Origin of the sequence: Malaciobacter pacificus (assembly GCF_004214795.1) — a bacterium.
Taxonomy (GTDB): Bacteria; Campylobacterota; Campylobacteria; order Campylobacterales; family Arcobacteraceae; genus Malaciobacter_A; species Malaciobacter_A pacificus.
This window is the reverse complement of record NZ_CP035928.1, coordinates 772843-797384: the sequence shown is the minus strand read 5'-3', so window position 1 is coordinate 797384 and position 24542 is coordinate 772843. Positions and strand designations below refer to the sequence as shown.

Sequence of the window (24542 nt, the reverse complement as noted above, 5' to 3'; positions counted from 1 at the left end):
TTTCTATTCAGTAATAGGTTTTCTAATTCTTAAGCTTAATTCTTTTAACTGCTCAGCATCAACTTCTGAAGGTGCTTGAGTTAATAGACATTGAGCTTTTTGAGTTTTAGGGAATGCAATTACATCTCTAATAGAATCAGTTCCTGCAAGTAACATAATCATTCTATCAAGACCCATTGCAAATCCACCATGACTTGGAGCCCCATATTGAAGTGCATCTAATAAGAATCCAAATTTCTCTCTAGCTTCTTCATCAGAGATTCCCATAAGTTCAAATACTTTTGCTTGAATCTCTTCTTTGTGAATTCTAATACTTCCACCACCAAGCTCAGTACCATTTAATACAATATCATAAGCAATTGATTCAATAGCTTCTAAATCACTTGTATCTTCTAAAGATTTTGGCATTGTAAATGGGTGGTGAAGTGCTTTTGTTCTTCCATCTTCAACTTCAAACATTGGGAAATCAACAACCCATAAGAACTCATATTTATCAGCTGGAATAATATCCATAGTCTCAGCTAAATAAAGTCTAAATCTTCCCATGTAATCCCATACAGTTTTTTTCTCACCTGCTCCAAAGAATACTACATCACCAACTTCAAGTTCTGTAACTTTTACAATCTCATCTAAATCAGCTTCAGAGAAGAATTTTGTTAATGGACCTTTTAATCCATCCTCTTTCATTTGGAAGTAACCTAAACCTTTAGCTCCAAATTTTCTAACGTAATCTTCAAAACCTTTCATTTGTCTTTTAGAGAAGATATTATCCCCATTTGGACATTTAAGTGCTTTGATTCTGTTGTTCTTTTTATCTTTTGCAATATCAGCGAAAATTTCATTTGTAGATTTTGCAAAAATATCAATTACATCTACCAATGGCATTTCAAATCTTGTATCAGGTTTATCAGAACCATAAGTTTCCATTGCATCCCAGTATCTCATTCTTGGAAATGTTTCAGGAACTGTTTTTCCACATTTTGTAAACACATCGTAAATTAATTTTTCAGCAACTTTGATTACATCTTCTTGGTCACAAAAAGACATCTCAACGTCTATTTGAGTAAATTCAGGTTGTCTATCAGCTCTTAAATCTTCATCTCTAAAACATTTAGCAATTTGGAAATATTTATCAAATCCAGATACCATTAAAAGTTGTTTGAATAATTGTGGAGATTGAGGTAATGCATAAAACTCACCTGGGTGTACTCTTGATGGTACTAAATAGTCTCTTGCACCTTCTGGTGTAGATTTTGTTAAAATTGGAGTTTCAACATCTAAGAAACCTAATTCATCTAAAGTATTTCTAACTTGAATAGCTGCTTTACTTCTTAATTGGAAAATTTCATATGATTTTGTTGATCTTAACTCTAAAAATCTATTTCTTAATTTAATTTCATCATTTACTTTTTCATCATTTAAATCAAATGGCATAGGCTTAGATCTATTTTCAATAACTAATTTATCTAAAATAATTTCGATTTTTCCAGTTTTTAAATTAGGGTTTTCTAAACCTTCACCTCTAGCTCTTACTTTTCCTGTTGCTACTAATACAAACTCGTCTCTTACAGTTTCTGCTATGTTTAATGCTTCTTGACTATCTTGTGGATCAGCTACTAATTGAACGATACCACCTTTATCTCTTAAGTCAATGAATATAATTCCACCGTGATCCCTTCTACTGTTTACCCAACCAGCAACAGTTACAGTTTCACCAATGTTTTTTTCAGTTACGTCAGTACAATAATGTGTTCTCAAATCTTAACTCCGTTTACATAAATATTCGCGATTTTATCTAAATTTTACTTAATTTCAATAAAACCAAAATCAGTAGCCTTAAATAAACGAGGTTTATAATCTACTTCATTATCAATAATTTCAGTTAAAAGCAATCCACTTCTATTTGAATCAAATAAGTAATTAACTCCAACTAAAACTGAATAATCAACCCACTCATATCTTACATTTCCACCAAATAATTCAATAGTATCTAAAAGTTTTTCATTGACATCATCAATTGAACTAGCAACAATAAATTTATTTCTATCTTTTTCTTGTGTTAAAGATATTAATTTTGGGTCAAAGTTATTTTGAGTTGATAAAACAATACTTGGATATATTCTATTTGCAGTAATTTGAGAAAGAATTAATGATGTTTTTACAATATCAGTATTTAAAAAGATATTAGCATTATTTAATCTATAATCTTTAATTAAACCTCTAAAATAGTTTCTTTTTTTCTTTATCTCTTTTACAACAGGTATATTTATACCTAAAGAATCAAATTTTGATTTTAACTTTTTACCTAAAAATGAGTCTTGATAAAACATTACCTTTTTATCATTTGGAGAGTATTCAATTAGTTTATTAATTTGTTCCTCATAAGAAATTGAGCCATAAATTAAATTACTTTTATTTTCAATTGAAGAGTTCTTTTCAATTAGAGGTAAATATACCCTTATATCTTCTAAATCAATTTGATTTAAAATTTCATTTACTCTTGGAGTAAATAGTGCTATTACATTCTTATAATCATTTTGTTTTAAAGTTTCAAATGCACTTTGAATATTCTCTAAAGACTCATTTTCTGTATCAATTATCTTAAAGTCATAATCTATTTCTTTATAAGATAAATAGGCTAAAATTGTTGATATTGAAGGTTTCGTATATTTTGCTACATATTTTGAAGGATATATAAATGCTATTTTAACTTTGTCTTGGGATTCTAAAAAAGGGATAATCTCCTCTTCAATCTCTAACTCTTCTACAACATTAATTTTTTCTTCTATCTTTATTTCAGGTTTAACTATAGGTTTTCCAATTTTTTCATTAGGAATATTCGCTTCAACAACTTGTTGTTTCTCAACACAACCTGTAAAAACAAAAACCGAAATAATAATACTAAGTAAATATTTCAAATTAAATTCTCCATTATATTTTTAATTTTCAACATATCATAATAAGCATCTTTCTTAAAAGATGGATTTCTAAGTAAAAAAGTTGCTGAATAAGTAGCAATTAGTTTTATACCGTTAAAACTTAACTCTTTTCCTCTTACTTGAGAAAAATCATTGCTATTATTCAATAAATAAGAATAGGTTTTATCTCCTAAAACCACAATTAATTTAGGATTTACTAACTCAATTTGTTTTAATAAATAATCATTACAAGTCTCGACATTTGAACTATTAATTCCAGAATTACTCTTACACTTTACTAAACTTGTTAAATATAAATCCTCTTTTTGAACTTTTAAAACATTTTCAATCATATTTTTTAAAAGGTCACCTGTTTTACCACTATAAAATAAACCTAGTTCATCTTCACTATTAGTGGGTTCATCAGTTATCAACATAATATTTGAATACCTATTTCCGTAAGCAAATAATACATTTTTTCTAGTTTTTGACAATTCACACAAATGACAATGTTCACATATATTTTTTAATTCTTCAATATTGTTTGGTAATTTATAATTTTTAATATCAGGTGAAAATAGTTCTAAGTTTTCATGATACTTAAAACCTATTGATTTTAAATAATTCAATTGATTTAAAATTTTGTATTTAACTAATTTTGTCATGTTAAAATTGTACAAAAAGAATACTTTTAAGATTATTTGTTCCAATATATAGGAAAAAATGTAAAATTATTTGACATATATATAAATTATTGGTACAATAATCGTAATTTTAAAATGGAATAGTTATGACAATACCAAGTTTAAGAAAATTAGAAATAGATTTAGAAGTAAATAAAACAACATTACATAATTGGAAAAAAAATAGACCTAAATTGTATGAGTTTATTATAGAGTCTTACAAAGATAGAGAACTTTTGAAAAAACATTTGAATCTATTATTAGAACAAAAAGAATTGATTGAAAAAGAAATAGAACTAGTAAGTAAAAAATAATTTAGTATATAAAGTTATGGAGCATTATTATAATAATGCTTTTTAAAGCGTGCGAACTATTTTAATTAGTGCTTCATAGTTTTGTATATTAAATAAGGAATAAATTCCTTATTTAAAAGATATATTATTTATATCTGTGAGTAATTCTACCTTTATCTAAAGAGTAAGGTGTAATCTCAACTTTTACCTTATCACTAGGTAAAATTTTTATATAGTGCATTCTCATTTTTCCTGAGATATGACATAGTACTACATGACCATTGTCTAATTCAACCCTGAACATAGCATTAGGTAAAGCTTCAATTACTTTACCGTCTATAACTATTACATCATCTTTTGCCACTTTTTTTCTCCAATTATTCTACTAAACTTAATATTTGTGCTTTGCCATCAACAACAGCAACAGTATGCTCGTAATGACTACCTCTTAATCCATCTTCAGAAACAACATCCCAACCATTATCTAAAATTATTGGGTTTCTTCCTTTTTTACAAATCATAGGCTCAATACAAAAAACCATACCATTTTTGATTTTTGGTCCTGATTTTGGTGAACCATGTTCTAAATAGTTAGGGATTTCTGGGTCCTCATGTGGCTTTTTACCAATTCCATGACCACAAAATCTAACTAATGGCTGATAGCCTCTTGCAACAATAAATTTTTCTATTTCATATGATAATTCTTTAAATCTCATACCATCTTTAATAATATCAATCGCATGATATAAAGAGTCCTTTGCACAAGCGATTAGCTCTTCATCCTCTTTTGATATATTTCCAATAGGCATTGTAATTGCAGAATCACCATACCAACCATCAAGTTCAGTTCCAATGTCTATACCAAGTATATCTCCATCTTTTAAAACTCTATCTGTAGGAATACCGTGAATGATTACTTCATTAACAGAAGTACAAATAGAACCAGGGAAACCATATAAACCTTTAAAAGAAGGTCTTGCTCCATGAGAAAGAATAAATTCTTCTCCCATAGTATCAACCTCTTTTAAAGTCATACCTGCTTTAACATTTTCTTTTAAATAATTTAGAGTTTTTGCAACAATGATGTTTGCTTCTCTAAGCTTTTGAATTTCATTAGGCTTTCTAATTGAAATTGCCATTTTATAAACCTACTGCACTTAACGTTTGATATTTATTAGTATACTGTTGTGCTTCAATTTTTCTCATCGTATCAATTGCAACTTGAACTACAATAAGCACAGCAACCCCTCCAAAATAGAAAGGTACACCCATAGCTTTTACAATTAACCATGGAACAGTTGAAACTGCACCTAAATAAATCGCACCCCAGAAAGTTAATTTACTTGCAACATCATTTAAAAATTCAGAAGTATGTTCTCCAGGTCTAACACCAGGAATAAATCCACCTTGTCTTTTTAAATTATCAGATATATCTTTTGCATTAAATGTAATTGATGCATAGAAGAATGCAAAGAAAACTACAAATAAAAACATAAATAAATTAAACGTATATGAACTAGGACTTAAATAATCTGCAATTGCCACTAAATACTCGTTTTGGCTACCTTGTAATACAGTAGCAGGAAACATTAAAATAGCACTTGCAAAAATTGCTGGAATTACACCTGATAAGTTAACCTTAATTGGAATGTAATTCATAACCCTTTTATTTTGGTTTTGCATCATTACTTTTCTAGAATATGATACAGGGACTCTTCTTTCACCTAACTCTACATAAATAATTGCTCCAACAGTTGCTAAAATAACAACTAAAATACCAATTACTGTTAAGAAATTCATTTGACCATTATTAACAAGATCAATTGTACCACCAATAGCACTTGGAATTGCAGAAACAATACCTGCAAAGATAATTAATGAAATACCGTTACCGATACCTCTTTGAGTAATTTGCTCACCAATCCACATTAATAACATAGTACCAGTTAACATAGAAATTGCAGATACTGCAATAAATGTGTTCATATCAATTGAAATTGCACCTTGCCCATTTTGACCTGTCAAAGAATTAAGACCTACTGATACACCAATAGATTGAATTAATGTAATAACAATAGTTGTATATCTGATGATTTGCATATATTTTTGCATACCATCTCTTTCTTTTTTCATTTTACCAAGTGCTGGGAATGTTGCTGCTAGAAGTTCCATAATAATAGAAGCAGTAATGTAAGGCATAATACCAAGTGAGATAATAGACAGTCTTTCAACTGCATTACCACTGAACATGTTAACAAGACCTAGTGCATTGTTAGCGTTTGAGTCGAAAAATTCTTTAACTACGTCTATATTAACTCCAGGAACTGGCACGTATGCCAGTAACCTGTAAAGAAAAATAAAACCTAATGTAATAAGAATCTTATTTATTAGATCTTTACTCATTTTTAGTTTCCAGTAGTTGTAACGTTTTCGTCTTTGATCTTAGAAGCTAAATCTTTAGCTGTTGAACCAACTAATTTAACTTTTACTACTGATTTAGATAATTTGTATACAGATTTGATTGTCTCAACTGTAATTTCTTCAAGTGCTGCAACTTGTTTTACTTTATCTACGTTGATAGAATAAGGTTTTGTTACTCTTGAAGTGAATCCTACTTTAGGTAATCTTTTATAGATTGGTTGTTGACCACCCTCGAATCCTCTTTTAATTTTGTAACCAGATCTAGATTTTTGACCTTTTTGACCTCTTGTAGAAGTCTTACCCATTCCTGAACCTTGACCTCTACCTACTCTTTTTACGTTTTTAGTACTACCAGCAGCTGGTTGTAAGTTATTTAATACCATTTACTATCCTTTAATTCTAGCTAAAGCTTCAACAGTAGCTTGTACAAGGTTATTAGGATTGTTTGAACCTAATGATTTAGCAATAATGTCTTTTACACCAGAAAGCTCAAGTACAGGTCTTGCAGCTCCACCAGCGATAAGTCCAGTACCCTCTGATGCAGGTTTTAATAAAATAACACTTGAATTATACTTATGTTGAATATCATGTGCTATTGTTGTACCGTGAATATTAACTTTAACTAATGATTTAAATGCATCATCTAAAGCTTTTTTAATTGCATCAGGAACTTCTTTTGCTTTACCAGTTCCGAATCCTACTGTACCGTTTTTATCACCAACAACAACTAAAGCTGTAAATCTGAATCTTCTACCACCCTTTACAACTTTTGTTACTCTTCCGATTTTAACGATTGCTTCTTGAAAATCTTCTCTATTTACTGCTGCCATCATTAACCCTTATAATTTGATACCATTATCTCTTAATGCATCAGCAAATGCTGCAACTACACCGTGATAAAGGTAACCATTTCTATCATAAACTACTGTTTCAACACCAGCAGTTTTTAATTTCTCTGCAAACTCAGTTGCAACTTTAACTGCATTTTCTTTATTAACTTTAAGACCCATAGCTTGAGAACTAACTGCTGCTAAAGTAACACCTTCAACATCGTTAATTGCTTGTGCGCTAATGTATTTGTTAGATTTAAAAATTGATACTCTTGGCTTTTCAGCAGTACCAAAGATATTTCCTCTAACTCTTCTTTTTCTTCTTGCTCTTAAAGCATTTTTCTTTGCTAAATCTTTTGCTCTACTCATAATCTCACACCTTACTTAGCAGTTTTTCCGGCTTTTCTAACGATATGCTCGTCAGTATACTTAACACCTTTACCTTTGTATGGTTCTGGTTTTCTAAAGCCTCTAATAATTGCAGCAGCTTGACCAACAGCTTGTTTGTCAGCACCTTTTACGTGAATTAAGTTTTTCTCAACAGAAATATCTAATCCCTCAGGGATATCATAATTAATTGGGTGAGAGTATCCTAATTGTAACTCTAAAACGTTTCCTTTAACAGCAGCTCTATAACCAACTCCATTAATCTCTAAAGATTTTTGGAATCCAGCATCTAAACCAACAACAGCGTTGTTAATTAAAGCTCTGTAAGTTCCCCAGAAAGCAGAAGATTCTTTAGACTCTCCAACTCTTTCTAGAACGATTTCATTGTTTTCAACTTTAACTTCAACTCTTCCGTGTGTTTCAACAGGAATAGTTTTGTTCCCTTTTTTTACATTTACAATAGTACCAGCAACTGATACTTCAACTCCTGAAGGAATTGCGATAGGTTTTTTTCCAATTCTAGACATTACACTCTCCTACCATACAGTACAAAGTACTTCGCCACCAACATTAGCTGCGTATGCTTCATCATTAGCAATTACACCCTTGTTAGTTGAAACGATAATAGTACCGTACCCATTTTTAAAAGATTTGATTTCAGAAGCGTTTTTATAAACTCTTCTTCCAGGTTTAGAAACTCTTTTAATTTCGTTAATTACTGAGTTTTCATTGTCATCATATTTTAATTCAACTTGAATCGACTTCTTATTGTTTTCACCATCAATAACTTTGAAACCAGTAATGTATTCTTTTTGTTGTAATACGTTTAAAACACCTACAACAGTATTTGAATGTAATAATGTTGCAACTTCTAATTTTCTCATTGCAGCATTTCTGATTCTAGTTAAAGCATCTGCGATTATATCATTCATCATAGCTTTTTATCTCCTACCAACTAGCTTTTCTAACACCAGGTAATAAACCTTCGTTAGCCATTTTTCTTAAACAAACTCTACATAAACCAAAATCTCTGTATACAGAGTGTGGTCTTCCACAAACAGAACATCTAGTGTATGCTCTTACAGCATACTTAGGTGTTCTCTTTTGTTTAGCGATCATAGATTTCTTTGCCATTACGCTCTTCCTTTTGTAAATGGAATTCCTGCTAACTCTAATAATCTAAATGCTTCAGCATCGTTATCAGCAGTAGTAGAAATTGAAATATTCATACCGTGTGTTTTGATAATGTTATCATATACAACTTCTGGGAACATTAATTGCTCATCAAGTCCAAAGTTGAAGTTACCTTGACCATCAAAACCATTCTTATTTAAACCTCTAAAGTCTTTTACTCTAGGTAGTGCAATAGAACAAAGTTTGTCTAAGAACGTGTACATTTGCTCACCTCTAAGTGTAACTTTAACACCTACAGGATAACCTTCTCTAACTTTAAAACCTGCAACAGATTTCTTAGCAATAACTAAAACTGCTTTTTGACCAGCAATTAAAGAGATTGTGTCTTGAATATTTTGCATTAATTTAGAATCTTTCATAGCTTCACCAGCACCAACAGAGATAACTACTTTATCTAACTTAGCAGTTAACATTTTGTTTTTTGGGAACTCAGACTCTAAAACTGGTTTAATTTCTGATTTGTATTTTTCTAATAATCTTGCTGCCATTTATTACCCTTCTACTTTTGCTACATTTGAAATGTCAATTGGCATCTCTTTGTTTACAAATCCACCATCTTTATTCTCTTCAGATGGTTTAACAGTTTTTTTAGCAACTTTACAATCTTTTACGATTACTTTGTTTTGTTTTGGTAATACAGATAAAACTTCACCAGTTTTACCTTTATCATCACCAGCGATGATTTTTACAGTATCACCTTTTTTAATTTTTAATTTAACTGCCATATTATAATACCTCCGGTGCAAGTGAAACGATTTTCATAAAACCTGAATATCTAACTTCTCTAGCAACTGGTCCAAAGATTCTTGTTCCAATAGGCTCTTTCTTAGCATCTAAGATTACTGCCGCATTGTCATCAAATCTAATTAATGAACCATTTTCTCTTTGAACTTCTTTATGAGTTCTAACAACTACAGCTTTAACAACTTGACCTTTTTTAACTTTACCAGTTGGTAAAGCTTTCTTAACTGAAGCAACAATTACATCACCAACAGAAGCATATCTTCTTTTAGAACCACCTAAAACTTTGATACACATGATCTCTTTTGCACCAGTATTATCAGCTACGTTTAATCTAGTAAAACTTTGAATCATTATTTAACTCCTGTAGCTACAATAGTCTTTAATCTAAAAGATTTAGTTTTTGATAAAGGTCTACACTCAACAGCAATTACAGTGTCACCTTCGTTTAATTCATTTCTTTCGTCATGAATTAAGTATTTTTTAAATCTTTTTACAGTTTTGTGGTATTTTGGGTGTAAAACTGATCTTGTAACTAGTACAGAAGCAGTTTTGTCTCCAGATTTTTTTACCACTACACCTTGAATCTCTCTTTTATGTGTCATACTTAGATCCTTAGTTAGCTTTTGCTGCAGTAATAGCTGTTTGAATTCTTGCGATATCTTTTTTCGCTGTTCTTAATTCAGAAGTGTTAGTTAACTGCATAGTTTTTAGCTTAGCTTTTAATTCAAAAAGAAGCACCTTTTTCTCTTTTAATAACTCGTTTAGCTCTGTTAAGCTTTTATCTTTTAAATCAGTATAGTTCATTTTCGCTATCTCTTGTTACAATTTTAGTTTTAAATGGTAGTTTGTGTTGTGCTAAAGTTAAAGCTTCTCTTGCTAATTCTTCAGAAACCCCTGCCATCTCAAAACAAATTCTTCCTGGCTTAATGTTCATAACCCATTTATCAACAGCACCTTTACCTTTACCCATTCTTGTTTCTAATGGTTTAGCAGTAAGTGGTTTGTCTGGGAATACCATAATCCATACTTTAGCTTGTCTCTTAACTTTTCTAGTCATCGCAATTCTTGATGCTTCGATTTGTCTTGAGTCAATTCTTCCGTGTTCAACAGCTTTTAAACCGATTTCACCGTAAGCTAAAGAGTTACCTCTAGAAGCTTTACCTCTGTTTCGGCCTTTCATCATTTTTCTGTATTTAGTTCTTTTAGGCATTAACATGATTATTTACCTCTTCTTTTTGATGGTCTTCTTTTTGGTTTAGAAGTATCTTCAGTTTTCTCTGCAGGAATACCTTTAGCTAAAACTTCACCTTTGAAAATCCAAACTTTAATACCAATACAACCATAAGTTGTATGAGCTTCAGCAAAACCATAATCAATTCTAGCTCTTAAAGTATGTAAAGGAACTCTACCTTCTAAGTACCACTCAGTTCTAGCCATTTCAGCTCCACCAAGTCTACCAGAAACAGAAACTTTAATTCCTTTTGCTCCACCTTTAAGTGCGTTTTGCATAACTCTTTTCATAGCTCTTCTAAACGCAACTCTTCTTTCTAATTGTTGAGCAACATTTTCAGCAGCTAACTGTCCAGAAACTTGAGGTTTTCTCTCTTCTTTAATGTTAACAGCAATCTCTTTACCAACTAATTTAGATAAGTTGTTTTTTAATTTCTCAACATCTGCACCTTTTTTACCAATAATGATACCAGGTCTAGCAGCAACGATAGTAACTCTAACTTTTTTAGCTGTTCTTTCAACGATAGTTTGTGCAACACCAGCATAGTATAATTCTTTTTTAACATACTTTCTGATTTTGTCATCTTCAGCTACATTAGTAGGAATGTTTCCAAATTTAGGAAACCATCTTGATTCCCAGTTTCTGTTAATTCCTAATCTTAAACCTATTGGATTAACTTTTTGACCCATTACTTATCTCCTTTTGCAGCTACTTCAATCATAATATGTGCAGTTGGTTTATGTTTAGGTGATGCACTACCTCTTGCTCTTGGAGTAAATCTCTTAAGAACTGGTCCTTTATCTACTCTTGCAGATGTAACTACTGCATTTTCTGGCTCTAAACCTGCATTTGCAACAGCTGAAGCTATAACTTTAGAAATGATTCCTGCAGCTTTGTTAGGAGTAAATGCTAAAGATGCAATTGCGTACTCTGCATTCATACCTTGAACTTCTCTAGCAATTAATCTTGCTTTTGTAGGAGAAACTCTAATAAATCTTAATATTGCTCTTCCCATTATTACGCCTTTCTCTGAACAGAACCTTTATGGCCCTTAAATGTTCTAGTTGGTGCAAACTCACCTAATTTATATCCAACATGGTTCTCTGTAATTAATACAGGAACGAAGTTTCTTCCGTTGTGCACATTAAATGTTAAACCAATCATATCAGGTAAAACCATAGATCTTCTTGACCAAGTTTTAATTGGTTTTTTATCGTTAGCTTCATTAGCTTTGATAACTTTTTTCATTAAGTGTGCGTCTACAAATGGACCTTTTTTTATTGATCTTGCCATCTTAAACCCTTACTTCTTTCTTCTTGAAATGATTAATTTGTCACTAGCTTTTTTCTTTCTAGTTTTGTAACCTTTAGTTGGCATACCCCATGGAGTAACTGGATGTCTTCCTGAGTTAGTTTTACCTTCACCACCACCGTGTGGGTGATCAATTGGGTTCATTGCAGAACCTCTAGTTTGAGGTCTAATACCCATGTGTCTAGTTCTACCAGCTTTTCCAATTACCATATTGATGAAATCTTCATTTCCAACAATACCAACAGTAGCCATACATACACCTAACATTTTTCTCATCTCACCAGAAGGTAATCTTAAGATAACGTATTTGTCTTCTCTACCCATGATTTGTGCATAAGAACCTGCAGATCTTGCAAATTGTGCACCTTTACCAGGTTTTAACTCAATGTTGTGAACCATTGTACCAACTGGGATGTTCATTAATCTCATTGCATTACCAGGTAAAATATCAAGTCCAGATTCAGCAGCTTGTACTTTATCTCCAACTTTTAATCCTGAAGGTTGAATGATATATCTTTTATCACCATCAGCGTAAGTTACTAAACAAATTCTACAGTTTCTGTACGGATCGTACTCAACAGTAGATACTGTACCTTCTACACCAAATTTATTTCTTTTGAAATCAATAATTCTGTAAAGTTTTTTAGCACCTGCTTCTTTATGTCTAGATGTAATTCTACCGTTATTATTTCTACCAGCGTTAGCTTTAACTCTTACAAGTAAAGATCTTACTGTTGGTTTAGAAGTAATATCAGAAGTATCCATAACTGACATGAATCTTCTTGCAGGAGTTATTGGTCTAAATTTTTTAATTGCCATTTAATATCTCCTTAAGCTGATAGGTTCGCTATTTCAGCGCCCTCTGGTAATGTAACATAGAATTTTTTGAAGTCTGCTCTTTTTCCAGGTCTTCCTCTAAATCTTTTAACTTTACCATCTTGTCTTAAAGAATTGATTTTTGATGGAGTAACACCAAAATACTCTTTAAATACTTCTTTTAAACCGCTTTTAGTCATTCTTGGACTAGTTTGAACAACGATTACACCATTTTCTTGAAGCTCGATTGTTTTTTCTGTATATAATATTGCTTTAATATCTGTAATATCTGCCATCTTAAGCCTCTTTTGTTAATGCATCTAGTACTGATTTTTCAATTAGTACTGAGTGGTATGCAGCAATTAAATAAGCGTTAACTTCTTGCTTTTCAACCATATAACAGTTTTTAATGTTTCTAAACGCTAAGTAAGTTTTTTCATCAATTGAATCAACTACGATTAATGTATCTCTTTTGTTTATTTTACTTAAAACTGCAACTGCGTCTTTAGTTTTACCAGATTCTAATTTTACTGAATCTACTACGAATAAAGCTTCATTGTTAGCTTGAGCATTTAAAGCATATTTTAATGCTAATACTTTTTGCTTTTTATTAACTTTTTGGTTGTAGTTTCTCTTAGTAGGTCCAAATACTTGACCCCCACCAACGAATAAAGGAGATCTTTTAGAACCCCATCTAGCACCACCAGAACCTTTTTGAGCTTTAGGTTTTTTACCACCACCGCTAACTTCAGATCTGTTTTTAACTCTAGCAGTATTAGCTCTTAAACCTGTTAAATATGATTTTACATATAAGTATAAGTTGTGAGAGTTAATCTCTTCATAACTTGCAGGTAAAACTACTTCACCATTGTTTTCAAATTTTTCGTTTAAAACTATTGCTTTACTCATTTAGCAACCTTTACTTTTCCTAATGAACCATTTGCACCAGATACAGAACCTTTAACTACTAAGATTCCAGTTTCAGCGTCAAATGAAACTACATTATTTTTTACAGATACATTTGTATTTCCGTATTGCCCTGGCATTTTCTTACCTGGCATAACTCTACCTGGCCATTCACAGTTACCAATAGAACCTACTCTTCTACCCATTCTGTGACCGTGTGATGCTCTACCACCAGCGAAGTTCCATCTTTTAACCCCACCTTGAAAACCTCTACCTTTAGTTTTAAAAGTAGTTTTTAATACAGCACCTTCACTTAATGGTGAAACATCTAAATCACCAGCTTCAGTATTTGCTACAGTTAATGTTGCAAATCTATTAAACTCTTTAGATAAGTTATATTTTTTTTGTTGACCTTCAATTGCTTTATTGAATTTCTTACCGTTACTGTAAGACACTAATGCTACACCGTCAGTTACTTCACATACTTTTGTATCAAGAACTTTTAAAAGTGTAACAGCTGTACTTGGAACAGAAACTGTTCTACTCATACCGATTTTTTGAACTATAAATTCCATCTTGTATTACCCTTTCTTCTTATTCTTGACCCATAGATCTAACTTCAACATCAACTTCAGGAGCTAAGTCAAGTTTCATTAATGAATCTACAGTATCTGGAGTTGCAGCAATGATATCAATCATTCTTGAGTGAATTCTGATTTCAAATTGCTCTCTAGAGTCCTTATTTACGTGAGGACCTTTTAAAACTGTGTATCTTCTGATTTTTGTTGGTAGAGGGATTGGACCTCTTAAATCAGCACCAGTTCTTTTTACAGCTTCAACAATTGAAGCAACACTTCTGTCTAAAACTCTATGATCATAAGCTTTAAGCTTTAATCTGATTTTTTCCATTTATTTTCCTTTAAAGAACTCGTTAGATGTGCCATAAAATGCACTCTAACCACATTTAGTGGACGCGGATTATAACTTAATTTTAGTTAAATGTCAAGATTTATGGGGTTTTGTAGTAAAAAAAGTATATTTTATTTCCTTCTAAAAAGGATAACTATATACAATTAGAGAGTGTTTTAAGTTTTTTGTAAGATTGTTAATAAAATTCAATAGTTATATACTATTGAATTTTAGCTGCTGTTACAACAAGTTCTACTAGCGTATTATGACTTGCCATATTTGCTTGTACACATGAACGTGCTGGTTTATCATCTTGAGGTATCCACTCTTTCCATACCTCATTAAAATCATTAAAATCTCTATAAATATCTTTTAAAAATATCTCTGTTCTTAAAATATGATGCTTACTAGAACCTGCTTCATTTAATCTTTCTTCTAAAATATCCAATGCTCTTTTAGCTTGAATTTTTATGTCAAGTTCTTTATCATCAGAAACAATCCCGGCTAGATAAACTGTTCCATTATATTCAACAATTCTACTCATTTTTTCATTTACAATTTTTCTTGTAATCATAATATCCCTTTTTAGTATTTTCCTTGATAAAAGCCAGAGAATAGAAGAATGTCATCACAATCTTTATTCTCTAAGTCATTTATAATTAAATCATTTAATATCATTGCTAAACTTGGTCCAAAGGTCATACCAAGCCAACCAAGTCCCATTCCATATATTAGATTCTTGTATTTTTCATCTCTACCAATTAAGGGCATATCATTAGGTGTCAATGGTCTAAATCCTGCCCATAGTTTTTCATTTGACATTTCAAAAGGTATAGTATATTTTTTAAAATTCTCTTTTATACTATCAATTTGCTTTTTAACAACAGCAGGATTAGTAGAACCTATTTCTAATTTAGAAGTAAGTCTAACATCATCTTTTCGTGGTGACATTATTATAAATAAATCAGCAAATAATGTTGATGTTAAAGGTTCATACTCTTTTGGCATATTAAATGTAATACTATAACCTTTTGCAGGTGTCATAATTAATTCTTTATTTAATTTATCAGCTAAAAGTGTTTGATAGCCTGTTGACATAATATAAGTATTTGCTTCATAAGTTTTTGTAGCTGATTTCACGTATTCAATTTTATCTTCACTAAATTGAATATCAGTGATTTTTTCATTTAATATAAATTCAACACCATTATTTTCCAAATACTCTTTTAATTGTGTAATAACTTTTTTTGGATCTAAATGTGCATTCTTTTTAAATAGTATCGCCCCTTTAGCTTTTTCATTTGAACAAGGAACATAATCTTTTATTTCAGATTTAGTAAGTATTTTGAATCTTGTTTCATCTTCATAACTATATTGCTTTATTTTTTTATTATATGTCTCTTGGTTTGTAAACAAAGAGAGCATACCTTTATGTTGAAAATCAAAATCTAAGCCATCTTCTTCTTGCATCTTTTTATATTTATCAATTGTAATTTGTCCATACTTTTCAAATAACGCTATTGTTCTTTTTAATCTTTGAGGATTTGCACTATTAATAAACTTCCAAAGCCAAGATATAATTTTTTTATCTAATGTAGGATGAAGAATAACAGGTGATTCACCTTTAAACATTAGTTTTAAAGTATCTAATACTACTCCTGGATTTGATAAAGGACCTTTGTCAAATGCAGATAATAAACCTGCATTTCCAAATGAAGTACAATCTGTGATATTACCTTCATCTATTACTGTAACTTTTTTACCAGATTTATGTAATTCATAAGCTGCAGTTAGTCCCATAATACCTGCACCAATTACTATAATATCTCTATTCATTTTTTTTCCTAATTTATATACATTAAGGGCATAATATACAATAATTATGTTTATTTGTAGTGTAAGTAAAGCACTAGATAAAATATTTTGAAGAGTTTTCTTTTAGTTTTTGGAATATCTCATTAAAATCAGCTGGATATACTCTGTTACCTGCAATAGATGATATAAAGTTTGTATCCCCAATCCATCTTGGTAACATATGATAATGAACATGTTGTTCAATACCAGCACCTGCAGCTTTTCCTAGATTCATACCAATATTAACACCTTCACAAGGCATAATATCTTTTAATAGTTTTACCCCTTGTCTAACTCTAATGCTCATTTGTATCCAAGTATCTTCATTAAGCTCTTCTATTTTATCTGTATGAAAATGTGGTATAACCATCATATGTCCAGGAGAATAAGGGAACTTATTCATAACCACATAACAAAATTCATCATGAAAAAGTACTTGAAGTTTTTCATCATCAAGATTTTTTGATATATGACAAAAAACACAACCTTCTATTTTTTCTTCACTAACATAAGAGTATCTCCAAGGTGCATATAAATGTTCCATTTTTTAACCTGTTTTAACTATATAAAATTGGGTGCATCATTTGCAAATAAAATTAAATCACCTTGTGTGGTTTTTTGAGCCAATGTTGTTTCTAAATGTGATTTATCTTTTAAGATAAATACCTTTTCACTATCAATATTTGAACTTAATAAATGGCTATTTAAACTTCCTGTAATAATTACAAAATCAAATTTTTCATTTATGGCTTTTGCTAAAAGAATATTTGCTTCGTCAGTTGATTCAACTAAACCTGGAGTTATAATTACTTTTCTACCTTCATATGTACTACAAATATTTACAGCTTCTAGCATACCTTCTAAATTTCCATTGAAACTATCATCAATAATAAGTTTTCCACCAGCTTCAATTTTTTGAAGTCTATGTTCAACTTGAGGAAGTGTTTTTAGTGCAATTTTAATCTCATCAATACTCATACCTAAATAATGAGAAACTAAAATAACAGCCGTTAAATTTATTGCATTAAAACTTCCTAAAATAGGAGCATAAAAATGTTCAATTTGTCCATTAATCTCAACATCAAACCACAATCCATCTAGCGTACTTTTAGTTATATGTAAATTGTTTGGGAATTTTGTAATAGTGTCATAGTCTTTAATTGGAACACTCTCATGCACAAATCCCATTTTCATTTTTGGTGATTTTAATATTTCCATTTTTGTATGAATGATATTATCTAAAGTTTTAAAGTACTCTATATGTTGCTCGCCAACACTTCCTAAAACACAAACTTCAGGTTCTAAATACATAGTTATCTCTTCAATATCGCCTTTGACTCTTGCCCCTGCTTCGGCAATATAAATTTGTGTATCTAAAGGTATATCCCTATTTACATCTAAAACAATACCTCCAATAGTATTCACACTTCTTGGTGTTTTATATGTTTTAAACTTATTTTTTAATACATGGTGTAAATAGTTTTTTATTGATGTTTTTCCATATGAAGCTGTAATAGCAACTGTTTTAAGTCCCACTATACTTTGTAATCTTTGTTTACCTTTATGCTTAAAAGATAGGAAAAAAATCTTTTCTAAAATAGTTGAAGCAACATATGTAATAATCAAAGGAACAAAAATAAACATATTTGTACACTCTGGACTTGCTAAACATAAAGCAGAGATTGCAAATGTAGTAAATAACAGTATTAATAAAAATCTTTTTACTCTTGAAGTTAAAACAACTGGCCTATCAAGTTTTCTATTCCATAATATAAAACTTGTCATATATATCAAATAAAAGTATATAGCAAAATATGGACTAGGAATTAAATAGTATAATACAACAGGCGCTAAAAAGTAAGTAATGTGCCATTGCCATTTATGATGCTTAAAAACAACTCTATCAAGTTTATAGTTGTACCATTGTAAGTTTGTAATTAAGTACCAACCTAAAGCCATGATTAGTACAATATGCGTAAATATATTAAAGTATTCCATTCTCTATTCTTTCAGAAATATCTTTTGCATTATGTGCAAAGAAATAGTGGTCACCATCATAAGATATAAAAGTTGATTTTTCTATTAAAGAAGCAATTTTTTTACCTGAACTTAAAGATGTAGCCGTATCTTTCTCACCCCAAAAGATTAAAGCATTATTTTGAAAATTTGAGAAATGTGTAGAAAAATCTTCATTTACAACATTTTTAAATGTTGAATACATCTGTTCGCTCATTTGATTAACATCACTACTTCTAAAAGATTTTGTTAAAGAGCTAAGACCTAATTTATTAAAAATCTTTGCAAATGCAATTTTTAATTTAACATCAAAAGGTTTCTCTTCTAAAATTCCAGCACTACTTAGTAAAACTAAATTTTTAGGATTTAATAAAGTTGAAACTTTTCCTCCATAAGAGTGTCCTGCAATTATATCTTTTGAACTGTTTAATAGTTTTAAAAACTCATCCACTATTTTCACATAATCATTAGTTGTTAAATCATAACTATTTGAAGATTTTCCAAATCCTGGCATATCAATATAAATATGTCTAAAATTATTTAAATATTTTCCAAAAGAGTTTTTCATAATCTCTTTATTTGAACCCCAACCATGTAAAAATACAATATCTTTAGAAGCAGTTGGATTAACTATCTCATAAGATATATCGAATTTTTTGTTATCTACTATTAAACTTTTTGATGCCAATTTTTATTTACCCTTAGATGCGTGGATTTTATTTACATATTCATATGTTATTGGAATATGTTTTTTTCTTGGTAAGTTTTTAGCTAAATCTGTAAATAAAGAATTAAAATCTTCAAATAAATAATTTGCCATAGAACCAGGAATTGAGTTGATTTCATTTAAGTAAACTTCATTGTCAATTACAAAAAAATCACATCTAATAATTGAACCTTCAAATAAATTATTATAGATTCTTTTGAATGATTCTTTTACCTTTGCATTTAACTCTGCACCTAAATCAACTTCCATTGCTTTTGAAGTTCTTGAAAAATCCAAATATTTCTTATCAAAATCTAAAAACTCCGCTTTTTGAGGCTCTTCAATAATGGAGAATTTAAATTCTCCATTTATTCTAGTTCCTGCTAAATTATACTCTTTAACCCCAGGAATAAAAGGCTCAATTATAATTGCATTATCAAATTCATATGCAACATCTAAAGCATACTCTAGTTCTTCTTGTGATTTTACAATTGAAACTCCAATTGAACTTCCTAATTTTACTGGTTTTAAAATTACAGGAAATTCATTAACTTCAACTGTTTCACCTTTTGTATAATATTTATAATCAACAGTTTTTACATCAACACTTGAAGCATAACCTTTAGTTAAAAATTTATTTGAACTAACAACACAAGCTTCTGTTCTTGGAGCTATAAAAGGAATACCATAGAAATCTAAAACAGATGAAAAAATACCATCTTCACCATCACCTCCATGCATTAATGATAGTACAAGGTCATAATCTATAGCTTTATTTTTTGATAAAAGTCCACCTTTTTTATAGAAGCCACCCTTTTGTAAATAAACCTTATCAAACTTTTTATATTCACCTGAACTAAATAGTTTAGACTTAATTACATCTGTTGGAATATGATATAATTCTCTTGAAGAATCTAAAAAAAGATATACCAGTTCATTTTTCAATACATCTTTCATAGCAATTGAACTAACTATTGATATTTCATGTTCAAAACTTATTCCACCAAAAACTATTGCAATTTTCATCTATTTCCTTTTATTATTATTTTTGTAATTTTTTAAGTGCTTCTTTTACAAGATCACTTGTATTATTTCCTACACAAGTTTTTAAAACTTTTGATACTAAATCTTTTTTGAAACCTAATGATTCTAAGGCTAAAGATGCTTCTAAAGTACTATTTGAAGAGTGATCATTTAAAGCATCATCCCCTGATATTACAAATCCAGATAATTCAACTAAAATTCTACTTGCACCTTTAGGTCCAATTCCAGGAACTCTTTTTAGCATTGATATATCATTTTCATTAACTATTTGTGCAAAAGAAGTTGGAGTAAAGGTTGAACAAATAGCTAATGCCACTTTAGGACCAACTCCATTTATTTTTATAACCGTATCAAATAATTTTTTTTCATTTGGATCTAGAAAACCATATAAAGTTTGAGAATCTTCTCTAATAATATGAGTTGTAACTAAAGTAATTTCATCTGAAACTATTTTTGAACTGCAATTTAATGAGACAAAAACTTCATAAATAATTCCATTTACATTGACGTTTAATAACGTCGGTTCTTTTTTAATTATTTTGCCTACAAGCCCTACAATCATTATTTCTGCTCTTTTGTTTCTTTTTTAATCTTTTCATAAAAAAACATGCTGTTTTTTATAAATAATAAATACTATTAATTATATAATAATTGTACTTAAAGAAAAAAGGGCTATCAAATGTTGGATTTTGTAACAAAAAAAATAAGCAATAAAATCATATTACCTCTACTTGTTTTAATGACATTAAGTAGTTTAGCGGTTGTATATTTTACAACAGAAAAGGTTAGTAGTGATTCAATAGCTAAGACTAAAGAAAATTTAGAAATGCTGAATTCAGCCATGTTCCAAAGTTTAAGAAATGCAATGAACACAGGAGACCCTGCACAAATTCAAAAAGCAGAAGATGATGCAAGAGCAATAAAAGGTGTGAAAAACCTTACTGTAGCAAAAAGTAAACCTCTAATGGAGTTATATGGTTCAACAAGCCCTTTTACAAAAGATACGGATGTAATATCTGTATTTGATTCTAAAAAATCAGCATTACTTGAAACAGATGATGAAAATGGCCATAATTTAAGAATGATAAAACCAATGATAGCTACTCAAGAGTGTCTAATGTGTCATGCTAATCAACAAGAAGGTGATGTTATAGGTGTAATGGATTTAACATTTTCACTTGATGAATCAGATTCTCAAATAGATGAGCTTGTAATTGATATTTTAATTATATCTACTGTTCTTGGTTGGATAACTATTGGACTAATATTTATTATCGTGAAAAAAGCAACTAACCCTATTACAAAATTAAAAAAAGGATTTGAAAACCTTTTAAATTCAAATGATTCAAATATCAAACTTGAAGTAGAATCTAAAGATGAAATTGGAGAAGTATCTTCATTATTTAATCAATATATGAAAAAAGTGAGAGATGGACTACATCAAGATGAATTAGTTATTGAAGAGGCAAGTGATGTTTTAGAAAAAACGAAAAATGGTTTCTTTGTTTATAATGTTAATAAAAAAGCTTCTAATCCACATGTAGAAGATTTAAAAAATAAACTTAATCATATGATAGAAAGTACAAAAGAGACACTTGACAGGATTAATGAAACATTGAGATCTTATTCAGAATCAAAGTATGATTTCAAAATTAATGATGATGGAATTTATGGAGATTTAGGTTCATTAACAGCAGGTATAAAGCTTGTTGGAAATAATACTTCAGAAATTTTAGCAATGGTTATGAATACAGGTAACAACTTAAATGAAAATACAAAAGTATTATCAGAAGCATCAAGAAATTTATCAATATCATCAAATCAACAAGCTGCATCTTTAGAAGAAACAGCTGCAACTTTAGAACAAATAACTTCTAATATACAAAATAACACTCAAGCAACAGTAAACATGGCTCATTTAGCTCAAAATGTTACAAAATCAGCAAATAAAGGACAATCTTTAGCAAATGAAACTGCTGTATCTATGGATGAAATAAATAGCAAAGTTACAGCTATTAATGAAGCTATTGATGTTATTGATCAAATAGCATTCCAAACAAACATTCTATCACTAAATGCAGCAGTTGAAGCTGCAACTGCTGGTGAAGCAGGTAAAGGATTTGCTGTAGTTGCACAAGAGGTTAGAAACTTAGCTTCAAGAAGTGCAGAGGCTGCTAAAGAGATTAAAGATTTAGTAGAAGATGCTAGTACTAAAGCCCATGAAGGTAAATCAATTTCAGATGAAATGATTAAAGGTTATGAAGAATTAAATACTAATATTTCAGATACTATTGAAATAATTAACCACGTTGCAACAGCTTCAAAAGAACAAGAAAATGGAATAGTTCAAATAAATGATGCAATAAATACATTAGATAGAGCAACTCAAAAAAATGCCCAAGTCTCTGAACAAATTTCAAGTATGGCATCTGAAATAGCTAATATGTCAAGCTCATTAGTAACAGCTGCTTCAAGAGCTTCATTTATTCAAGATGCTCTTGACAAAGTAGATGATGTAGATTTAGTATATGATACAGCTCAATTAAAAGTTGATATTCTAAATACAAAAGATAAAGTTTACTCTCAATTAGGAACATATCAAAACTTTGAAATTGAGAGAAATAAAACTTTAGATGAATGGAGTTCAAAACATATTAGTTCAGGGAAAAATGTCGATCCTAACTTAATGAATGATATAAAAGAGCTTCAAAAAGAGTTCCATGATGACCTGCAAAATTTAGTAACTTAACTTTCGCACCTAAAACCAAGCAATTTTCCAGTCACATCTCTTAATAGATCAATGATAGCTGTAAAATCCTCATTTCTATTGACAACTTCTTCAATTTTTGCAATCTCATCTAAAATAGCTAAAAATGCTTGCATAGCTATTGCTAGAGTATGAAGTTCACATTCTAAATCTTTAAACAATCCACCAATTGTTTTAGGTTCATTGCTGATACGATTTATATAGCTAACAACATTGTATGTAAAAAAAGATAGTGTAATTCTGGCTATCAAAGCTTCATAGATTCGATTCTCTTCTTTTCCGAATCCAAAGTGTTCACGAAGTTCTTTATACCCTTGTTCTATATCCCATCGTCTTTTATAAATATCTATAATCTCTTCATCACTAAGTATAAGATTGGTTGATACGATTGGTATTAAATTCTCTTTTGTTTTTATAAAAACAATTTTTAATTTACCAGCTTTTTTATGTTCAACTATGGTTGAAAAATACTCAAACTTTATCTTTTTGCCATATTGACCCATCTTGATAGATTTAAGCTTTTTAAATTTGTTATAGATGCCATCAAGGGTCTTTTTCTCTCCTGTAAAATTCCATATCCTGTCATTGTTTACCATTCTTGAAATGACTTGCAATCCAAGTTCATTCATAGTTTCTATAAATACAGGTTTAGAATACCAGCTATCTACAAGCAGATAATCTGCATATATACCACTAGCTACTGCTCTTTTAATCATCTCTATAGCAATTTGTGATTTCCCTTTTAAGCTTTCCAATCTTCGCTTATGTGCATTGGTTCGATGATCAATAATATTTGTAAACTCTTCTATCTTTACCCTTGCATAACTGTTCATAGCAATTGCAAAGTCCAACATAAAATTTGAATAACCATCACTATAGTTTAGTGATACAACATTTACACCTCTGATTTTTCTCTTTGCTTTATTGCTCCAAAGGTTGTCACAACTTCCCTCTATATTTTTACCAACTTTATCTTCAACAGTATCATCAAGTATAAGAACTCTTACTAGCTTTGAATCTTGCACTTTATGAAGTAGTGATAAGATCTTTAAAGAACTAAGAGATAATAGTTTTCTCCAATTATAAGAAGTATTGGAAAGTAATCGATAATATACATCTTTTTTGAAACTATCATTACTTTGATCCATAAAGGTTGATATTTTTTTATTCATAACCAGCATATATACAAAATGTAATACAACCATATGAACAGCAACTCCCTCTTTTTTAGAAAAATTGCTCTTGGTTAAAATAGTTTTCATATTTAACAAACGTAATGTTTCATAGATTGGATTTTTTAACTTATCGTTTATAATACCGATGATCTTGGATTCTATCTGCATTCTTACCCTTTAATATAATAGATATTATAGCTAAAAGTGCCTATTTAAGGGCTTTATTGAGAGTTCAAAATAGAAAAATATCATAGAAAAACAACTAAATTATTTTTATGTCAACAAGGATAAGATTATTAACTAAAGGAGTAATGTTTTAGGGAGATTTAGCTACAAT

General features: G+C 30.0%; 36 protein-coding genes. 2 read left to right on the top strand and 34 right to left on the bottom strand.

The annotated features are described in order from the left end of the window. Positions 1 to 3 precede the first annotated feature (3 nt). Genes aspS through APAC_RS04070 form a run of 3 tightly spaced genes read right to left on the bottom strand, consistent with a single transcriptional unit; the run spans position 4 to position 3598 of the window. A complete protein-coding gene (aspS, locus tag APAC_RS04080; RefSeq protein WP_130232907.1) occupies positions 4 to 1758 on the bottom strand; it encodes an aspartate--tRNA ligase in 1755 nt (584 codons plus the stop codon). Between the two features lie 44 nt (positions 1759 to 1802). Further along, positions 1803 to 2918 carry a hypothetical protein gene (locus APAC_RS04075; RefSeq protein ID WP_130232906.1) on the bottom strand — a complete coding sequence of 372 codons (1116 nt, stop codon included), beginning with the start codon at positions 2916 to 2918 and terminating at the stop codon, positions 1803 to 1805. Next, positions 2915 to 3598 (bottom strand): uracil-DNA glycosylase, encoded by a 684-nt coding sequence (locus APAC_RS04070; RefSeq protein WP_170170106.1) that lies wholly within the window; start codon positions 3596 to 3598, stop codon positions 2915 to 2917. Before APAC_RS04070 ends, APAC_RS04075 begins: the two co-directional genes overlap by 4 nt. Before the next feature lie 110 nt (positions 3599 to 3708). Between APAC_RS04070 and APAC_RS04065 the strand changes: the two genes are divergently transcribed. Beyond that, positions 3709 to 3915: a hypothetical protein gene (locus APAC_RS04065; protein ID WP_130232905.1), complete on the top strand. Its 207-nt coding sequence runs from the start codon at positions 3709 to 3711 to the stop codon at positions 3913 to 3915. Between the two features lie 124 nt (positions 3916 to 4039). Here APAC_RS04065 and infA read toward each other — a convergent pair whose 3' ends face one another. The 30 genes from infA to ruvA form a co-directional block, all read right to left on the bottom strand. Then, positions 4040 to 4258, bottom strand: coding sequence for a translation initiation factor IF-1 (gene infA, locus APAC_RS04060; protein ID WP_128994851.1), 219 nt, complete (start codon positions 4256 to 4258; stop codon positions 4040 to 4042). Between the two features lie 13 nt (positions 4259 to 4271). After that, positions 4272 to 5033 carry a type I methionyl aminopeptidase gene (gene map, locus APAC_RS04055; protein WP_130232904.1) on the bottom strand — a complete coding sequence of 254 codons (762 nt, stop codon included), beginning with the start codon at positions 5031 to 5033 and terminating at the stop codon, positions 4272 to 4274. 1 nt (position 5034) lies between these two features. Further along, positions 5035 to 6297, bottom strand: coding sequence for a preprotein translocase subunit SecY (gene secY, locus APAC_RS04050; RefSeq protein WP_130232903.1), 1263 nt, complete (start codon positions 6295 to 6297; stop codon positions 5035 to 5037). Positions 6298 to 6299: 2 nt separating this feature from the next. Then, positions 6300 to 6698 (bottom strand): 50S ribosomal protein L15, encoded by a 399-nt coding sequence (gene rplO / locus APAC_RS04045; protein WP_130232902.1) that lies wholly within the window; start codon positions 6696 to 6698, stop codon positions 6300 to 6302. Between the two features lie 3 nt (positions 6699 to 6701). Beyond that, entirely contained in the window at positions 6702 to 7145 is a 444-nt protein-coding gene (gene rpsE / locus APAC_RS04040; protein WP_130232901.1) for a 30S ribosomal protein S5, read from the bottom strand. 9 nt (positions 7146 to 7154) lie between these two features. After that, positions 7155 to 7514 (bottom strand): 50S ribosomal protein L18, encoded by a 360-nt coding sequence (gene rplR, locus APAC_RS04035; protein WP_130232900.1) that lies wholly within the window; start codon positions 7512 to 7514, stop codon positions 7155 to 7157. Positions 7515 to 7525: 11 nt separating this feature from the next. Next, entirely contained in the window at positions 7526 to 8059 is a 534-nt protein-coding gene (gene rplF / locus APAC_RS04030; protein WP_130232899.1) for a 50S ribosomal protein L6, read from the bottom strand. Between the two features lie 9 nt (positions 8060 to 8068). Then, positions 8069 to 8467 (bottom strand): 30S ribosomal protein S8, encoded by a 399-nt coding sequence (rpsH, locus tag APAC_RS04025; protein WP_130232898.1) that lies wholly within the window; start codon positions 8465 to 8467, stop codon positions 8069 to 8071. 13 nt (positions 8468 to 8480) lie between these two features. Next, entirely contained in the window at positions 8481 to 8666 is a 186-nt protein-coding gene (locus tag APAC_RS04020; RefSeq protein ID WP_130232897.1) for a type Z 30S ribosomal protein S14, read from the bottom strand. Continuing rightward, a complete protein-coding gene (gene rplE, locus APAC_RS04015; RefSeq protein ID WP_130232896.1) occupies positions 8666 to 9214 on the bottom strand; it encodes a 50S ribosomal protein L5 in 549 nt (182 codons plus the stop codon). The genes APAC_RS04020 and rplE overlap by 1 nt, the downstream gene beginning before the upstream one ends. A gap of 3 nt (positions 9215 to 9217) precedes the next feature. Continuing rightward, positions 9218 to 9451 (bottom strand): 50S ribosomal protein L24, encoded by a 234-nt coding sequence (gene rplX, locus APAC_RS04010; RefSeq protein ID WP_130232895.1) that lies wholly within the window; start codon positions 9449 to 9451, stop codon positions 9218 to 9220. A 1-nt stretch (position 9452) separates the two neighbouring features. Beyond that, positions 9453 to 9821: a 50S ribosomal protein L14 gene (rplN, locus tag APAC_RS04005; protein WP_129106971.1), complete on the bottom strand. Its 369-nt coding sequence runs from the start codon at positions 9819 to 9821 to the stop codon at positions 9453 to 9455. Beyond that, positions 9821 to 10072, bottom strand: coding sequence for a 30S ribosomal protein S17 (gene rpsQ / locus APAC_RS04000; protein ID WP_130232894.1), 252 nt, complete (start codon positions 10070 to 10072; stop codon positions 9821 to 9823). Before rpsQ ends, rplN begins: the two co-directional genes overlap by 1 nt. A gap of 10 nt (positions 10073 to 10082) precedes the next feature. Further along, the gene (gene rpmC, locus APAC_RS03995) at positions 10083 to 10274 is read right to left on the bottom strand and encodes a 50S ribosomal protein L29 (RefSeq protein WP_130232893.1); all 192 of its coding nucleotides are present in this window, start codon (positions 10272 to 10274) and stop codon (positions 10083 to 10085) included. Beyond that, the gene (rplP, locus tag APAC_RS03990) at positions 10261 to 10686 is read right to left on the bottom strand and encodes a 50S ribosomal protein L16 (RefSeq protein WP_130232892.1); all 426 of its coding nucleotides are present in this window, start codon (positions 10684 to 10686) and stop codon (positions 10261 to 10263) included. The genes rpmC and rplP overlap by 14 nt, the downstream gene beginning before the upstream one ends. Before the next feature lie 2 nt (positions 10687 to 10688). Beyond that, the gene (gene rpsC, locus APAC_RS03985) at positions 10689 to 11390 is read right to left on the bottom strand and encodes a 30S ribosomal protein S3 (RefSeq protein ID WP_130232891.1); all 702 of its coding nucleotides are present in this window, start codon (positions 11388 to 11390) and stop codon (positions 10689 to 10691) included. Continuing rightward, positions 11390 to 11716 (bottom strand): 50S ribosomal protein L22, encoded by a 327-nt coding sequence (rplV, locus tag APAC_RS03980; RefSeq protein WP_130232890.1) that lies wholly within the window; start codon positions 11714 to 11716, stop codon positions 11390 to 11392. Before rplV ends, rpsC begins: the two co-directional genes overlap by 1 nt. A gap of 2 nt (positions 11717 to 11718) precedes the next feature. Next, a complete protein-coding gene (rpsS, locus tag APAC_RS03975; RefSeq protein WP_130232889.1) occupies positions 11719 to 11994 on the bottom strand; it encodes a 30S ribosomal protein S19 in 276 nt (91 codons plus the stop codon). 9 nt (positions 11995 to 12003) lie between these two features. After that, positions 12004 to 12831 (bottom strand): 50S ribosomal protein L2, encoded by an 828-nt coding sequence (gene rplB, locus APAC_RS03970; protein ID WP_130232888.1) that lies wholly within the window; start codon positions 12829 to 12831, stop codon positions 12004 to 12006. Positions 12832 to 12842: 11 nt separating this feature from the next. Beyond that, on the bottom strand, positions 12843 to 13124 hold the full coding sequence (locus tag APAC_RS03965; protein ID WP_130232887.1) for a 50S ribosomal protein L23: 282 nt from the start codon (positions 13122 to 13124) through the stop codon (positions 12843 to 12845). A gap of 1 nt (position 13125) precedes the next feature. After that, on the bottom strand, positions 13126 to 13737 hold the full coding sequence (gene rplD / locus APAC_RS03960; protein WP_130232886.1) for a 50S ribosomal protein L4: 612 nt from the start codon (positions 13735 to 13737) through the stop codon (positions 13126 to 13128). Then, the gene (gene rplC / locus APAC_RS03955; protein ID WP_130232885.1) at positions 13734 to 14309 is read right to left on the bottom strand and encodes a 50S ribosomal protein L3; all 576 of its coding nucleotides are present in this window, start codon (positions 14307 to 14309) and stop codon (positions 13734 to 13736) included. The genes rplD and rplC overlap by 4 nt, the downstream gene beginning before the upstream one ends. A gap of 19 nt (positions 14310 to 14328) precedes the next feature. Next, the gene (gene rpsJ / locus APAC_RS03950) at positions 14329 to 14643 is read right to left on the bottom strand and encodes a 30S ribosomal protein S10 (protein WP_130232884.1); all 315 of its coding nucleotides are present in this window, start codon (positions 14641 to 14643) and stop codon (positions 14329 to 14331) included. Between the two features lie 220 nt (positions 14644 to 14863). Further along, entirely contained in the window at positions 14864 to 15217 is a 354-nt protein-coding gene (locus tag APAC_RS03945) for a RidA family protein (protein WP_130232883.1), read from the bottom strand. A gap of 11 nt (positions 15218 to 15228) precedes the next feature. Beyond that, complete coding sequence (locus APAC_RS03940; RefSeq protein ID WP_130232882.1) at positions 15229 to 16479, bottom strand: NAD(P)/FAD-dependent oxidoreductase; 1251 nt, start codon at positions 16477 to 16479, stop codon at positions 15229 to 15231. A gap of 73 nt (positions 16480 to 16552) precedes the next feature. Continuing rightward, entirely contained in the window at positions 16553 to 17041 is a 489-nt protein-coding gene (locus tag APAC_RS03935; RefSeq protein ID WP_130232881.1) for an HIT family protein, read from the bottom strand. A gap of 17 nt (positions 17042 to 17058) precedes the next feature. Then, positions 17059 to 18495 carry a Mur ligase family protein gene (locus APAC_RS03930; RefSeq protein ID WP_130232880.1) on the bottom strand — a complete coding sequence of 479 codons (1437 nt, stop codon included), beginning with the start codon at positions 18493 to 18495 and terminating at the stop codon, positions 17059 to 17061. After that, a complete protein-coding gene (locus APAC_RS03925; RefSeq protein WP_130232879.1) occupies positions 18482 to 19201 on the bottom strand; it encodes an alpha/beta fold hydrolase in 720 nt (239 codons plus the stop codon). Before APAC_RS03925 ends, APAC_RS03930 begins: the two co-directional genes overlap by 14 nt. Positions 19202 to 19204: 3 nt before the next feature. Continuing rightward, positions 19205 to 20245, bottom strand: coding sequence for a D-alanine--D-alanine ligase (locus APAC_RS03920; RefSeq protein ID WP_130232878.1), 1041 nt, complete (start codon positions 20243 to 20245; stop codon positions 19205 to 19207). A gap of 16 nt (positions 20246 to 20261) precedes the next feature. After that, positions 20262 to 20825 (bottom strand): Holliday junction branch migration protein RuvA, encoded by a 564-nt coding sequence (gene ruvA / locus APAC_RS03915; RefSeq protein WP_130232877.1) that lies wholly within the window; start codon positions 20823 to 20825, stop codon positions 20262 to 20264. A gap of 117 nt (positions 20826 to 20942) precedes the next feature. Here ruvA and APAC_RS03910 point away from each other — a divergent pair, with 117 nt between their 5' ends. Next, positions 20943 to 23012 carry a methyl-accepting chemotaxis protein gene (locus APAC_RS03910; RefSeq protein WP_130232876.1) on the top strand — a complete coding sequence of 690 codons (2070 nt, stop codon included), beginning with the start codon at positions 20943 to 20945 and terminating at the stop codon, positions 23010 to 23012. Here APAC_RS03910 and APAC_RS03905 read toward each other — a convergent pair. Continuing rightward, complete coding sequence (locus APAC_RS03905; protein ID WP_130232179.1) at positions 23009 to 24373, bottom strand: IS4 family transposase; 1365 nt, start codon at positions 24371 to 24373, stop codon at positions 23009 to 23011. The genes APAC_RS03910 and APAC_RS03905 overlap by 4 nt on opposite strands. Between the last annotated feature and the right edge of the window lie 169 nt (positions 24374 to 24542).